14 protein-coding genes are annotated in these 14,626 nt (G+C 47.3%); 3 read left to right on the plus strand and 11 right to left on the minus strand.

The window, feature by feature from the left end; all coding sequences use genetic code 11:
- Window positions 1-56 precede the first annotated feature (56 nt).
- The 4 genes from R7E00_RS05075 to R7E00_RS05090 form a co-directional block, all read right to left on the minus strand.
- Complete coding sequence (locus R7E00_RS05075; protein ID WP_005374615.1) at window positions 57-476, minus strand: VOC family protein; 420 nt, start codon at window positions 474-476, stop codon at window positions 57-59.
- Window positions 477-1,396: 920 nt separating this feature from the next.
- Window positions 1,397-2,965 (minus strand): alkyl hydroperoxide reductase subunit F, encoded by a 1,569-nt coding sequence (gene ahpF, locus R7E00_RS05080; RefSeq protein WP_005374617.1) that lies wholly within the window; start codon window positions 2,963-2,965, stop codon window positions 1,397-1,399.
- A 172-nt stretch (window positions 2,966-3,137) separates the two neighbouring features.
- Window positions 3,138-3,695 (minus strand): alkyl hydroperoxide reductase subunit C, encoded by a 558-nt coding sequence (ahpC, locus tag R7E00_RS05085; RefSeq protein ID WP_005374632.1) that lies wholly within the window; start codon window positions 3,693-3,695, stop codon window positions 3,138-3,140.
- 305 nt (window positions 3,696-4,000) lie between these two features.
- Window positions 4,001-4,459 carry a MarR family winged helix-turn-helix transcriptional regulator gene (locus R7E00_RS05090; protein ID WP_005383518.1) on the minus strand — a complete coding sequence of 153 codons (459 nt, stop codon included), beginning with the start codon at window positions 4,457-4,459 and terminating at the stop codon, window positions 4,001-4,003.
- A gap of 137 nt (window positions 4,460-4,596) precedes the next feature.
- On the opposite strand from R7E00_RS05090, the gene R7E00_RS05095 reads away from it, so the two are divergent.
- Complete coding sequence (locus tag R7E00_RS05095) at window positions 4,597-5,019, plus strand: organic hydroperoxide resistance protein (protein ID WP_262606189.1); 423 nt, start codon at window positions 4,597-4,599, stop codon at window positions 5,017-5,019.
- A 78-nt stretch (window positions 5,020-5,097) separates the two neighbouring features.
- Here the strand turns inward: R7E00_RS05095 and R7E00_RS05100 are convergent, their stop codons facing one another.
- Together R7E00_RS05100 and R7E00_RS05105 are read right to left on the minus strand one after the other, a co-directional pair.
- On the minus strand, window positions 5,098-6,195 hold the full coding sequence (locus R7E00_RS05100; protein WP_042600224.1) for a YdcF family protein: 1,098 nt from the start codon (window positions 6,193-6,195) through the stop codon (window positions 5,098-5,100).
- Window positions 6,196-6,493: 298 nt separating this feature from the next.
- Window positions 6,494-7,393 carry an AraC family transcriptional regulator gene (locus R7E00_RS05105; RefSeq protein WP_009706616.1) on the minus strand — a complete coding sequence of 300 codons (900 nt, stop codon included), beginning with the start codon at window positions 7,391-7,393 and terminating at the stop codon, window positions 6,494-6,496.
- 184 nt (window positions 7,394-7,577) lie between these two features.
- Here R7E00_RS05105 and R7E00_RS05110 point away from each other — a divergent pair, with 184 nt between their 5' ends.
- Together R7E00_RS05110 and R7E00_RS05115 are read left to right on the plus strand one after the other, a co-directional pair.
- A complete protein-coding gene (locus R7E00_RS05110) occupies window positions 7,578-8,441 on the plus strand; it encodes a helix-turn-helix domain-containing protein (protein ID WP_262606190.1) in 864 nt (287 codons plus the stop codon).
- Window positions 8,442-8,532: 91 nt separating this feature from the next.
- Window positions 8,533-9,120 carry a GNAT family N-acetyltransferase gene (locus R7E00_RS05115; protein ID WP_262606191.1) on the plus strand — a complete coding sequence of 196 codons (588 nt, stop codon included), beginning with the start codon at window positions 8,533-8,535 and terminating at the stop codon, window positions 9,118-9,120.
- 110 nt (window positions 9,121-9,230) lie between these two features.
- Here the strand turns inward: R7E00_RS05115 and R7E00_RS05120 are convergent, their stop codons facing one another.
- The 5 genes from R7E00_RS05120 to R7E00_RS05140 form a co-directional block, all read right to left on the minus strand.
- Window positions 9,231-9,497, minus strand: coding sequence for a DUF2999 family protein (locus tag R7E00_RS05120; protein ID WP_038135740.1), 267 nt, complete (start codon window positions 9,495-9,497; stop codon window positions 9,231-9,233).
- A 79-nt stretch (window positions 9,498-9,576) separates the two neighbouring features.
- Window positions 9,577-10,686 (minus strand): lipocalin-like domain-containing protein, encoded by a 1,110-nt coding sequence (locus R7E00_RS05125; RefSeq protein WP_213869410.1) that lies wholly within the window; start codon window positions 10,684-10,686, stop codon window positions 9,577-9,579.
- Window positions 10,686-13,196, minus strand: coding sequence for an ABC transporter permease (locus R7E00_RS05130; RefSeq protein ID WP_238843151.1), 2,511 nt, complete (start codon window positions 13,194-13,196; stop codon window positions 10,686-10,688). Before R7E00_RS05130 ends, R7E00_RS05125 begins: the two co-directional genes overlap by 1 nt.
- Window positions 13,183-13,893: an ABC transporter ATP-binding protein gene (locus R7E00_RS05135; RefSeq protein ID WP_258481611.1), complete on the minus strand. Its 711-nt coding sequence runs from the start codon at window positions 13,891-13,893 to the stop codon at window positions 13,183-13,185. Before R7E00_RS05135 ends, R7E00_RS05130 begins: the two co-directional genes overlap by 14 nt.
- A 487-nt stretch (window positions 13,894-14,380) precedes the next feature.
- Complete coding sequence (locus R7E00_RS05140) at window positions 14,381-14,626, minus strand: DUF3297 family protein (RefSeq protein ID WP_005374689.1); 246 nt, start codon at window positions 14,624-14,626, stop codon at window positions 14,381-14,383.

Consider the following 14,626-nt stretch of genomic DNA (forward strand, 5'->3'; position numbering starts at 1 on the left):
ATAAAATAAAACGCCAGCAGTCACTATCTGCTGGCGTTTTATTATTTACATCTCTTTTAGCTTGTCAGGTTACGAAGTTTTGGGTCATCCGCCAGGTATTCAACAAATTCAATCTCAAAACCGGCAGGGTCAACAAAATACACATTTTTGCGGTATGGTTCATCAGCACCAGGTTGGGCAATCGGATAACCTGCATCGGTTAGTCTTTTGATGATTGCATCGACGTTGTTGGTCACATAAGCAAAATGCGCTAGCCCAACTTGGTGCCCGCTCAACTCGCGGTTTTCTCCTTCGCCATGGTCACTCATGGCTATGTATTGATACTCGTCGCCAAAATGTAGCCAGTTTCTTGGCTTGCCACTCCATTCGCCTTTACCTTCATCACGCACGTACCAATGTGGAAATGCAGTTTGGTAAAACTTCAGCATTTCAGGGATATCTTTCACGACTAAGTTAATATGTTCTAGTTGGATCATGATGTGCTCCTTTTTGTCATTTTCTAGCCAACGATGAATATGCTAAAACCTCAAGTAAAGTTGAGGTAAAGGGCTTTTTTAAAATTTTTTAGGGTTGATATCTTTGGATCTGGATACATTGAGAGATTCGGTGGGTTTGGTGCTTTGAATCTGAGAGCTGGGTTAGGGGCTTGCAACCTTGTTTCACCTTTTGTTTGTTCGTGTTCTTGCTAATCATTTTCGATCGAGTTTGTGGTGAGTAGATTCCCAGCCTCACCTAGGTTCGCGGGAATGACGGAAAGAGAGTGCTAAACGAAGAGCGTCATTCTGAAAGAGCCTAAGCGAGTATTCAGAATCTACTTTCAGTGTGTTGTTATGTTGCGTTGTGAATTGAACTATCCGCGAGCACAGAACCAGTTCCTCCCTTTTGAGCTCTGCGTGTTGAGAGCTTCGGAGTTTGATACAAGGGGAGGTTAGGTGGGGTTGCTGGTTGAATGTTGGGTAAGGTGCTTGCAACCTTGTTTCACCTTTTGTTTGTTCGTGCTACTCATTTTCGATCGAGTTTACGGTGAGTAGATTCCGAGTCTCACCTAGGTTCGCGGGAATGACGGGGAGAGAACGCTAAACGAACAGCGTCATTCTGAAGGAGCCTAAGCGAGTATTCAGAATCTATTCGCAGCGCGTTGTGATGCTGGTGGAGTGAACTGAATTATCCGTGATTGTAGAGCCATTCCCTCCAGTTTGAACTCGGAGCGCTGAGAGATTTGCTTACACCTCTCCCCAAACCAAAAAAGCCAGCAGTTAATATCTGCTGGCAAAGTCTTTGGGCTTCTAGGTTTTTTGATTGTATTTCTTGTTACTCATCGCTGTCACGGTGCCCCGATTGGTTTTCCGGGGAAGAAAACACAGCACCGTGCGCTTTGTGCTCAAGAAATTGGAGATTAACCTTGCTTACGGATTAGGTAGTCAAATGCGCCTAAGCTTGCTTTTGCACCTTCACCCATCGCAATGATGATCTGTTTGTAAGGAACGGTTGTTGCGTCACCGGCTGCGAACACACCTTCTAGGCTCGTATCGCCACGGCTACCGACCTCGATTTCGCCGCGCTCAGATAGCGCTACTTCTGAATCTTTTAGCCATTCTGTGTTTGGTACTAGACCGATTTGAACAAAGATACCTGACAGTTCAATCTCTTTGATCTCATCTGTGTTGCGGTCTTTGTACTTCAAGCTTGTTACGCGAGTACCGTCACCCACGACTTCTGTTGTTTGCGCCATCGTGATGATGTCTACGTTTGGTAGTGAGTTCGCTTTGTCGATAAGCACTTGGTCTGCACGAAGTACGTCTGCAAATTCAAGAACCGTTACATGTTCTACAATACCAGCAAGGTCGATAGCAGCTTCGATGCCTGAGTTACCACCACCGATAACTGCGGTTTTCTTGCCTTTGAACAGTGGGCCGTCACAGTGTGGGCAGTACGCGACCCCTTTGTTGCGGTACTCTTGCTCACCCGGAACGTTCATTTCACGCCAGCGTGCACCAGGGCTTAAGATGACACTCTTACTCTTCAGCGTTGCGCCGCTTTCAAGTTGGATGTGAATCAAACCATCTTCTGTATGTGCTGCGCCCATTAGCTTCTCAGCTTGTTGCTCAGTCACGACGTCTACGTCGTATTCTTTTAGGTGTTCTGCTAGGTCAGTTGCTAGTTTTGGACCTTCAGTACGTTTTACCGAAATGAAGTTCTCGATTGCCATGGTGTCCATAACCTGACCACCAAAACGCTTAGCAACAACGCCAGTACGAATACCTTTACGAGCAGCGTATAGTGCAGCTGCGCTACCACCAGGACCACCGCCGACAACAAGCACGTCGTATGGGTCTTTTTCGCTCAGTGCTTTCGCCGCTTTCTCGCTCGCGCCGTCATCCACTTTGTTTAGGATTTCAGTCAGAGACATACGGCCTTGACCGAATAGCTCACCGTTCACGAATACACTTGGTACTGCCATGATGTCGCGTTGTTTCACTTCATCTTGGAACAAACCACCGTCGATCATGGTTGCTTTTACTTTCGGGTTGATCGCCGCCATCATGTTGAACGCTTGAACCACGTCCGGACAGTTTTGACACGACAGTGAAATGAAGATTTCTACGTCTAGATCTTTGTCTAGTGCTGCGATTTGCTCAATCACTTCTGGCTCTAGTTTGATTGGGTGACCGCCAGAGTGAAGCAGTGCCAATACTAGAGAGGTAAATTCGTGACCCATTGGCAAGCCTGCAAAGCGTAGTGCTGTGCCTTTTGCTGGGTTAGTTACCGCCATCACTGGTTTACGTGCGCTTGCGTTGTCGTCACGTTCAACGGTGATTAGGTCGCTCATCTCTGCGATTTGGTTCGCCAGAGATAAAATGTCATTCGATGCTTTGCTTTCATCTAGACTAACCACTAAACGAACTTCTTCTTTTACATTAGCCAGATATTGTTTGAGTTGTTGTTGGATCGCTTGGTCTAACATAGTTGTTACTACCTTAATTAAAACTAAAAAGTGGTTACTGTAGATAAAACCTGAGGGGGAGAGAGCAAATCAGGCAGAAGGTCGTCAAGGTATCTAACCTGAAGTGCTCTCTAATTCAGTTCTAATCAGAAAAAGGAAATCGGGAACTGATTAGAACTTAAATTTCAGTGGCTTAGATTTTGCCAACTAGGTCTAGTGATGGAGCTAGTGTCTCTTCACCTTCTTTCCATTTAGCTGGGCAAACTTCGCCTGGGTGCGCTGCTACGTATTGAGCTGCTTTCACTTTGCGTAGTAGGTCTTCCGCGTCACGACCGATACCTTCAGCAGTGATTTCCATTGCTTGGATAGTACCTTCTGGGTCGATTAGGAACGTTGCACGGTCTGCAAGACCTTGACCTTCACGCATCACACCGAAGTTGTTTGTGATGTTGCCTGTTTGGTCGCCAAGCATGTAGTACTGAATCTTACCGATTGTGTCTGAGCTGTCGTGCCATGCTTTATGAGTGAAGTGTGTGTCAGTAGATACTGAGTAAACTTCTACGCCACGTTTTTGTAGCTCTTCGTAGTGGTCTGCTAGGTCGCCCAGTTCTGTTGGACATACAAACGTAAAGTCTGCTGGGTAGAAGAAGAATACTGCCCATTTACCTAGAACGTCTTGTTCTGTTACTTCAACGAATTCGCCGTTTTTGTACGCTGTAGCTGCAAATGGTTTGATTTGAGTATTAATCATAATTTACTTTCCTTTGAATGTTTTAAGCTGAGCTGTTGTTGCTTTCGGAAAGTATATTCTCATCGGAGTGTGTTTAAGGAAAATCGCTTGTAACTATCCTATTGATAGCCATTTCCTATTTCACTTGATAGGGAAATCCGATGTAAGTGAGTTTGCTTTGATAGGTTTTATTGAAGATGAAGGCAGAGTAGCAATAGAGAATACCGATGATGACTTTGAGTAGATCTTCTAGCTAAGATCGAAAGAGCCTGCATCTCGGCAGGCTCTTTCTAATAGGGAGTGGATACGCTGATGCGTCTATTTTGTCAGCTCAGATTATCGAGCACTTTGCCACACAGCTTCTTCAGCATGATCATTTCATCCAACTCTAAGGTGATTTTACACATCATGGCGTTTGGCACTGACTTGGCTTGTTCCTTAAGATCACGACCTTGTTCTGTTAGGTTGAGTACGCGAACACGCTCATCGGTTTCACTGCGACCACGCTCTACATAGCCTTTTGCTTCTAAGCGTTTAAGCAGCGGCGTGAGTGTGCCTGAGTCCAAATGCAGTTGTGACCCCAACTCTTTCACACTGGCACCGTCTTTCTCCCACAGCACCATCATCACTAAGTACTGCGAATAAGTCAGATCAAGCTCGTCCAGCAACGGGCGGTAAGCTCGGATCACTGCGTTTGCTGCGCTGTAGAGCGGGAAGCAAACTTGGTTTTCGAGTAAGAGTTTATCGTCGTCGGTCATGGTGTTGTCGGTGTAACACTGGCTCATTAGCGTTGCCTACCTGCTCACAGAGAAAGAGAGTCATAAAATAAATTGTGCACAATATAGTTGCAAACGATCTTTACTTCGATATAAGATTGCAAGCAATTAAATTGTGCGCAACTTAAATTAAGAAGGACACTCGCATGACTACTCTATACAAAACTCAAGCTACCGCTTTGGCTGGTCGTAATGGTCAAGTAAAAACAGATGATGGTCTTCTCGATCTAGAGCTGTCATACCCAAAGGAAATGGGCGGCACAGGCGCAGCAACTAACCCTGAGCAGCTGTTCGCTGCGGGTTATTCAGCGTGTTTTTCTAACGCGATTCTGCACGTAGCGCGTGAAGGTAAAGTAAACCTGAAGAGTGCACCCGTAACAGCGCAAGTGGGCATCGGTCCGAACGATACCGGCGGCTTTGCACTGACAGTGAGCCTAGCGGTAGAGCTAGACATGCCACAAGAACAAGCGCTAGAGCTAACGCGCATTGCACACCAAGTTTGCCCATATTCAAACGCAGTTCGTGGCAACATTGATGTGGCAGTAACGGTAAACGGCGAAGCGATTTAAGCGGTTCTTATCACTGCACAAAGACAAGAAAGCCTGCAAGTACGCAGGCTTTTTTTGATTGGTATGAGTCGAGAATACTTAACGCGACTCTAACGGGTAAGAGCGGTAGCTCCACATGCCGTAGGTACGCAGAGCATCGCGGTAGATACCAAGCAGCTCACTATCGCTGGCTTTGGCTAAGTCTTTCAGTGGCTTGTCTGGGTAGCTCACAGTGTCGAAAGTGATGCCTTGTGGGCCAGTTTGCCAGCTTGCGATTTCAAACAAGGTTTGACCACGGCGCACATGGCTCGCGGAACTGATGATGGTCGCGTGTTTGATGTTATGACGCGCCAACGCGTAGCTGCTGAATAGGGCGTTACCTACCGTGCTGGTGGCGTAGTTTTCTTCAATGATGCGATCTTTGCTGATGCCTTTTTCAATCAGCCAATCCGCCATTAACTTGCCTTCGGTTTTGTGGTTCTTCGGTACGCCGCCCGTCAACACGATCAACGCGTCTGGGTTTGCTTTCGCCATTGCTAGCGTGGTTTCCAAACGCTCAACCAAGATTTGATGCATTGAACCATCTGGGTTCAGCGCGTATCCCAACGTGACTATAGCGCCTTTGTCATCCAATTTGCCTTTATCGGCTTTCTCTTTTAGTGGCGTTGCAAGTACGCGGTCTACGGTGTCGAAGATGCGTTGGATATCTGCCGCTTTACCTGCATTGAGTTTAGTGAGCGTCGCCATGTGTTTTGCTGATTCCGCTTGGTTGCCCTCAAAGCGTTGCCACACTGCTAAGTAGGCGTGCAAATCCACATCGTCTGGCGCAACAGAAAGGGCTTGTTCAAACAGTTCAATCGCGCGGTCTGCATTCTTGTTGTAGATCTGCGCGTTTGCTGCAGAAATCAGTAGGTCAGTACGGTACGGCTCAAGTTTATACGCTTCAAGCAAGCGATCGGTAACAATCTCCATGTTGCTCGGCATTTTGGCGGTAAAACCCGCATGCGAGATACGCGCAGGGGATTTGAATGCTTGTACCGCGTCATTCAGCAGTTGGTCGACAACCTGACGTTTAGTGACGATCTGTGAGTAGTCGGCGGAAGATTGGACGGCAGCATCGTTAGCCGCGATAGAGTATGGGGCAGCAGTCAGCGCAATCACGCTACCAAGAGCAATGGCAAGTAAGTTCTTCTTCATGGAATGTCCTAGAGGTGCTGTAGTACCTAGTTTTTATTGTGCCTAGCGTTGTAGGTCGAACGGGGTCGATAGAATTTTTTCAGTCTAGGTTCGCTTCATGAATAATCTGTGAAATGAATCCCAACTCAGCCGAGCGAATGAATGCACGTGGTCAAAACGCGAAGTAGGATCACGAAAATATTGAGGTATTCGTTCGTGTTCTAAGTAATTGGATTAAAAGATAAACAGCGTTTGGAAGAACGGATTTAAGCAACCAGAGTAAGAAATGAAAAAGCCTGCAACGATGCAGGCTTTTGGTTTATTTGATCGCGGTGCAGAAGCTAACGTCTGCATGATGCGTTTGTGGGTCGAAGCTGTGGTAAAGCTCAAAGCAAGGACGGTCGTCGTTCTCAATACCGGATTCAATCACTTTACTCATGACATCATCCCACGCTTTTGAGTATTGGCTTGGGTCAGTAATGTGCTGGCGCATCACCGCATATTGACCGCCGGGGAAGTCTTGCAGCTCAATGCCTTTTGGAACTTCCGTATCTTCTGGCACCATCAAGCAGATATCAGTGCGACACTTCTCGTCTGGCGTGATTTCTGGGTTGTCGTGGTAGATGAAAATGCAGGTATTGCCCGCCAAACCTTTCATTCCTGCCCATTGATACAGGCGACCTGACGGCTCCTCATAGCCTTGGCCGTAAGGGCCGTTTACGCGAATGTAAGCCAGTTTTGCTTTTTCAAAGTTTTGCGTTTCCATTGTCATGCTCCATTTGGTGAGTTCAGAGCCAGTATATGAATCGCTTGGTGTTACTTCGTTTCCATTCTTGCGCAACGTGTGTCCAATCTTGCTGTTTCGTGCTAATTCAGAAAATTGCTGGTAGTTCTCACAGTCACGAAAGGCCGTAGGTGTAACGCCATAATGTTGTTTGAAGGCTTTGGCTAAGCTCTGTGAGCTAGAAAATCCGTACTCTAGAGCAATGTTTAATACCGGTTGCTTGGATTTGAATAAGTCATCGGCGGCGGCTTCTAGACGCAAACGTCGAATGAAATCGGCCAATGTCTCGCCTTGCACGGCTTTGAAGGTGCGATGAAAGTGATAAGGGGAAAGGTTCGCCAGCGCGGCCACTTCTGGCAGATTGAGTGGTTCATTAAAGTGTTGTTCTAAATAACGAATCACAGGAACCAGTCGTTGGTGGTAGTCGACGCGCATCGGGGTATTTCCTTGTTCTGTTCAGCTTGTTTTCTCTGCTCAAAGCCTACCGCAATCCAACAAGCTTGCAAGGGAGCTGGGTGAGAAATGCGTGGCGAGATGAGCGTCAATCAGTCACACTCAACGAACAGATGTTTAAGCAGAAACGTTGCGCTCATTATCTTTACTAACCGCTAGGACAATCATGATAGCTTGGAAACACACTCTGCCAGAGTACGAATGGCTCATTCATCAAGTTTGGTACTTGGAAGTGCCAGAGGGTGAAGTCATTGACCCCAAGCCGCACCTTATTCCAAACCCGCGTGCTCATTTACTCTTTACGTCACCAGAGCAAGGCTACAGCTACGACACGGGAGACACTAAGCTTGCTGGCAAAGGCTGCCACTTATTAACGGCTAACGAACACTTGCTGTTGTTGGAAGATACGGCTCCCATCAAGCGTATTGGTATCACCTTTCGCCCTGAGGGTTTGTATGCCATTGAATCGCGGTTTAGTGATGCATCCCGAGTTAGCGCAATTAACCAATGCGAATGGTTTGAGTGGCTTAACACAGCGTTTGATGTGCGCTTTCAACAAGGCTTATGGCAGTTAGAGTTGCAAGATTCACCGCAATGTTTGCTGGACTATATCAAGCGACATTTAGATGCGTTAGATATCGAACCTTGCCGTATCAAACCGTTTTTGGCATCGCAAAAAGCGGTGTCCGTGATGGATGCTCAGGCGCTACGTTCACCTGAGTTAGCGATGGATATTGATGAGATAGCCAAACAGTGCGCCTGTTCTCGAAGAACGCTTGAGCGCAGTTTCAAACAAGTGGTGGGGTTGAGCGTTAAGCAGTATCAACAAATGGCACGCCTAGAGCAGATGATTTTGACCCTCTACCAGCAACAAGAAGCGATTGATTGGGCGAGTTTCTCACAACAATTTGGTTTCAGTGACCAATCGCATTTGATTCGTACCCTCAAACAGCAGCTAAGAAAAACGCCAAGCAAATACTTGAAAAAGCGCGACTTAACCATCGATATCTATGGCGACTTTGAGTCATAATACATTGCCAATCAGCCCGAAATTTGTCGCAAAAATCCAATTTTTCTCTTATCCGCTGAGCTACTATTTTCAGCAGATAACGAGGTAACACATGTCATATCAAAAACTAAAACAAGGCGAAGCCATCCCATTTAACGAATCGTTGACTATCCAGTTGATTCAAGGCTCTGATCTACAAGATATTATCGAGATGCTGAACGACGATAAGGTCAATCAGTATCTGTTCTTCGCACCTGCTGACAACAGCCTGTATGAAGGTTTCTTTGGCCCTATTATTGAAAATACGGCACAAGCGATTAAAGACGATGTTTGGCCAGATAGCCCAACGTTCGTGATTCGTGACCAGCAAGGTCAGTACATGGGAATGTGTGCGGTGACCGCAGTGATGTTCTTAACCGGCAACTACGAAGTGGGTTATCAGTTACCTACTTGCGCATGGGGCAAAGGCGTTGCGACTCGCGCTTGTCAAATGATGACCGAGGTTGGCTTTACTGAGCTAAACGCCCATAAAGTCAGTGCCGATTGCTACGCTTCTAATGCTGGCTCTTACAAGACGTTAGAGAAAAATGGTTTTACTCAAGAAGGCCGTCAGAAAGACTACTACAAACGAGAGCAAGGCTTTGACGATAAACTTTACTACGGTATGACCGCAGAACAATTCGCGTCTTTAAATCGCTAATAATTAGCTGACAGAAAAGTAGTCAAAAACAAAGTAGGAACAAAAAAGGCCGTTAACCCACATGCTCGGGTTAACGGCCTTTTCTATATTCAGCGCTAAATGATTAAGACTTAGTTGCCTTGGTTTTGGCTTTGAAGCTTCTCTTTTGCTTCTTCAACCTTTGAGAAATCCAATCCCAACTCGTCTACGGCTTCTTTGATTAGCGCAGGGTTTTGCATCACTTGCGCCATCAGCATTTGTAGCTTCTCTTGTGGCAGACCTAGTTGGCTGATGGTTGCCATTGCTGCGAGCGGGTTTTGCGTCAGAGTCTGGAAGATTTCGTTGATCTGTTCATCGCTGATGTTGTTCTCTTTCAGCAAGGCGATAATTGGGTTCATCATATTTCCTTTCAATCAGTGTATGACTTGGTTGCCAGTATTTGTTCTAGCAGAATAATTGGGGCTCCCGCGCAATATTTCAATACCCTGTTAGCTCCATATAACCTGTCCCAGAATGAGAGCCCTCAATACGTACTGGGCCTTCCCAATAAAGCACAGAAAGCGGCATTTTCGCGTTCGGGTTGAGTGCAGAAACGGTAAGCTCGATTTGCTGCTTAGGAATCGACACCTGCCACTGGGTTGGATACTTTCGCCCTTGGATTTCTGTTTGATTGGTTGCCTCTAACTGAATGTCTTTCTGTGGGATAGCGATGCCAGAACCATCTTGCTGCATCAGCCTTGCACTGGAGTAACTGGATGATCCGGTTTTAGAATCACGCAATTGGAACACCACCAAGTTGGTGTCGTCACTCAACCTTAGGGCAAACCAGTCCCAGCCTTGTTGTGAGTCGAGTAAGAATTGCGAGCTCCACTCTCGGTCTATCCAACCTTTGCCCGACACTTGATGGGTTTCGCCGTCGATCGTGACCTCACCGGACACATCAATAAACGGTTGGCTGTAGTAATACGAAGCCACCTGACCATCGGCGCTTTTGGTGCTGTAACCTTGCTCGCCTTGCTTTTGATAAGGTGCGCTGCTGGTAAGCGTCAGCGAATAGCCAAACTGTTCGGAGTTCGCCTTCAATGTGGCAGGGAAGAGGTCGGTGGTTGAAGAGGTCCACTGCCAATCATCGAGATAAACTCGAAATGGTGAAGTGTCGACGCCAGCGAGGGATGTTTGATCGCGCGACCATTTTTCATCGGCGTAGTGTTTGTCCGCGGTCGTGACTGCGCTGTGCGCCATGTAGATTTGTTGAGCTTGCCATTCGGTTTTCTTTACGTCATCTTCGCCAGTTGGCGGCGCAGCAGCAAAGCGAAATTGTGTCCACTGGACGCCAAGTGGGTTGCCATCTTCATCAATTAAGTTAGCGGTTAAGTACCACCATTCATGACGAAAATTCGGGTGCGCTTGATGGTCTGCCGGGAAGGTGAGTTCATTCCCTTTTTCTACGGGGGTGAATAGGTTGCTCTCGCTTTGCGTATATCCACTGCCCAGCAACGTGCCCATATTTTGTTGTTGGGGATCTTCACAACCGAACAGGAATAAGCTGCTTATGAGTAGAGTAAGTTTGCTTGCCAATCGAACCATCACAACACCTCGCTTTGCAAACTGGATACGACAGGCTTACTGACCAATCGCCACAGCGGAATCAAGGTTGCGATCACTGCCACTAAGATGGTGATCGCCGCAATGCTGAGGGCGTCACTCCAATTCCACAGATAATTTAAGCTCCAACCAAAAGCGCGTAAGGTGACGATGTCTGTCAGCACGTAACCCACCATGGCTCCGAGGGGCAGGGCGATAACCAGAGTAAAACTGACCAAAGCGACGATCTGTCCGACCACCATGGTCATTAATTTACGACGACTAACGCCAAGTGCATACAGCCTTGCAATGGCGGCTTTGCGCGCGTCGAGCAACATAAAACAAGCACTGAACAGACCAATTACCGCGACCATCAAAGTTACGCCGTTGAGTGCGCGCGTAATGGCGAAGGCCTGCGAGAAAATATCCAACGCGATGGATTTGATTTGCGCCTGATCGTAGAGCTGACTTGGGTGCAGATTCAATTGCTCGCGCAGTTGCTCGTATACGATTTGTGGGTCACCTGAGACTTTAATGCCAAGGCTTGTTGGCAGGTCGGTAAAGCCGCTCTCTTGCCATAATTTGGGAGCCAATAACACTTCACCATTGGGTGAGCCGTAATCATGGAATATCGCACCCACAAGCAGGTTCTTATTTGGAACGGCATCAAGCGTGAGCTCGCTACCCAGTGATAAACCCAGTTTGACCGCGGTTGGTTCACTGATCGCGACTGACTCACCTTGGTAAAAACGCTGCCAGAAGTTCTCCAAATGCGATTTGAACACCATGGTTTGCTCTAAGGTGTCTTTGTCTTTGGTACCAAGCAAAATCGGTAAGCCTTGCAGGTTATCGTCGACATAGTATTGCTTGTAGACGGTCTCAACATTGTCAAACTGCTCTAACGCGTGCTCTATATCAGCGATTTCTCCTTGCGCAGGACTGACGTAAATATCGGCGTGCAGCCTTTGTTCTAACCACTGTTTTAGGGTGGACTCGAAGCTACCCACTAGCGTGTTCATCCCCATATTGGCAGTAACGGCGAGTAGCAGCGCCATCATGGCGAGAGAAAGCGGAGAAATCAGCTCGCGCAGCTCAGCAAACAGATACTGCATCAAACCGGAAGTGGTGCGTTTTTCACACCAATTGGCTAAGACGCTGAGTGTTTTAGGTAGATACAAAGGAATCGACACCACAAGCACGCCGAGCCACGCCATGGTAAAGCGATGATGCTCACTCAGCCATAACCCTGCGAGTGCGAGAGCCGTCAACGCAGCACCTATCACGAACAATTGGTTTTCGTTAGAGGCTTCCGGCGCTTGATAAAATCCGCCATGAGAGGAAAGCGGCTGGCGCACTCGCTGTTTAAAGTGCTGCCAACATGCCAATAGGGTTGCGGTTAACGTGAGTAGCAGGGCTTGCGCCCACCATTGCCACTGCCAAGTGCCGGGCAGCAGTGTCGCGCCATAAAGTTGTTCTAGAGTCAGTGCCACGGTCGGATGTAACCAGTGGCTAAGCTGCATGCCCAATACAAAACCGAGGGAAGCGCCGATGGTAACGAGAATTGTGAGTTCAACTAACAGCGCAGAGAACACAATGCTCGGCGCAACACCCGCTTGTTGAATTTGCACTAACAGCCGATTGCGTTTAAGCAAGCTGTACTTTACGCCGTTGTAAGCGATGAACAGCCCGACTAAAAACGCGAGTAAGCTCATTGCCGTGAGGTTGAGGTGAAAGCTGTCGGTCAGCGAACCAAGGTCGGTACTTTGATTATTGGCAATCCATTGTCCTTGCTCACCAATAAGGTTCTGCCAATTTGCTTGCGTGTCTTTATTCCCTTTATCACCCGAATGGAAAACCGCAATGTAACTGAGCTGTCCTTGTTTATTGAGCAGTTGCTGGGCAAAGCCAATGTCCATCAACATTCGGCTACCTAACTGCCATTCGTCAGGTAGCACCACCACTTGGGTTGGAATGTCGTCCAGAGTTAGGGTTTCTACCTCTCCTAAGTTTTGATGTTGAGATTGGCTCATCATCACGATTGGCTTGCCGGCTAAAAGCTCAGGCAAAGGTAAAGCACTATCGAACAAAGACACGTTCTGTTCACTATCTGATGAATAGCGAGAACGTGAAGAGATAGCGGCAATCAACTCGCTACCTTGTACTGACCAGCGTCGACCTTGTTCGTCTCTCACTCGCCCTTCGATTACAGGTAGCGCTGTACTGAGTCCGTTTTGTCTAAGGGTGAAGTAGAGCGATTCGGGCAGGTAGTTTTGCCCTGCTGGTGGAATAATTACGTTCTGAGCTTGTGCGCTAAGCTGCTCGGTAGACTCCGCATAACTGCGCTTGGCATTGAGGTTGATGGCTTGCACCGCAACAAACAAGGTCACAGCCAACACGATACCGATCAGAATTGCGGCGGCTTGCAGTGGCGCCTGCCGATAGTGCGCTGCAAACAGATTCAGGGCGAGTCGAGTATGAGTGAATCTGTTGTTTGATGGCTTAGTTTGCTTCATGGTGAAGCTCATGTTTGTTTACTTGATGGCTGTTCTGTAGCTGACTGTTATCCAATCGCAGCCGTGCTTTCATAAATTCAGCGCATTCATGGCTGTGGGTCACCAAGAGCACGGCGGTATTGCCTTGGGTGGTGATTTCACTCAGCAGTTTCATCACTTCTAACCCTGCTTTTTGGTCAAGGTTACCTGTGGGTTCATCAGCAAGTAGCAGTTTAGGTTTGTGTGCTAAGGCGCGCGCAATAGCGACTCGTTGTTGTTGACCACCGGAAAGGGTAAAAACATGTCTATCGAGCAGTTGGCTGATGCCCAGAGTCTCGACCAAATAATCGCACCAGTCGTTCCATTTCTGCTGATTCAAATGCAGAGGGAAGGCGATGTTTTGCTGCACGTTGAGTGGCGTTAATAGGTTGAATTGCTGGAAGATAACACCGAGTTTTTGGTGTCGAAATCGGCTCCATTGTGGGTCTTTCCAAGCCGCCGTGTTATCGCCATCTAACCACAACTCACCTTCGGAAAGCGGCTCAAAGCCAGCGATGATATTGAGTAGGGTACTTTTGCCGCTGCCACTTGCGCCCGTCAGCGCAACACTCGCTCCTGTGTTCAACGTGAAGTCGACGCCTTCCAACACGCGATGTGTCTCTTTACCATCAACAAAGCTTTTGCTGGCGTGTTTGAGTGTGACAAGTGGGCTTTCCATTTCCTCTCCCTGTATTCAAAAGGTGTCGTTTCTTTTGGCAATCACTATTGCAGTTAGTTCTCTAGAAACTTTAGACAACAATTAGATAAAAACAGCGATTTACATCGAGTTTAAGGTCTGTTGACCTTTCGAGCTGATTTTTGCAGCGAATTGTTGGGTATTTGTGCAAGGCAGAAGCTTTGATGTGTAGTTAGCCTACATGAAAAAGCTGATAACGCAGGAGAAATGACCAACAAACGCTGCCCAAAGGGTTCGGCTAAAATCGTTCTATGCCTTGTTAAGGAGTATTTACTTAGGATGCTAGGCTACACACTCCTTGCCTCGCCTAAAACGATTTTACCTCGAACAAAACTTAATCTCGAAAGATAAACAGACCCTACTTTGTACTGAAAAGAAGAGGGAAGAGATTAAATGAGGAAGGGATATGACAGGCATTAAAAAAGCCCGAGTCAGACTCGAGCTTTCAAAGATATTAAGCGTGGTCAGCTTACACGTAGTACGCTTCAACTTCGCCTTTAAGCTTGATTAGCATTGGGTTACCGAAACGGTCTTTTGCTTTAGGAGAAGCAATTTTTACCCAACCTTCGCTGATGCAGTATTCTTCTACGTCAGTACGCTCTTGGCCGTTGATACGAATACCGATTTGGTGCTCGAAGCATTCTTTGATGAAGAATGGGCTACGTGGGTTACCCGCTAGGCGATCTGGTAGAGCTGGTTTAGCTGTATCTGTCAT

Source organism: Vibrio sp. Vb1755, assembly GCF_033338635.1.
In the GTDB taxonomy this organism is placed as follows: Bacteria; Pseudomonadota; Gammaproteobacteria; order Enterobacterales; family Vibrionaceae; genus Vibrio; species Vibrio alginolyticus.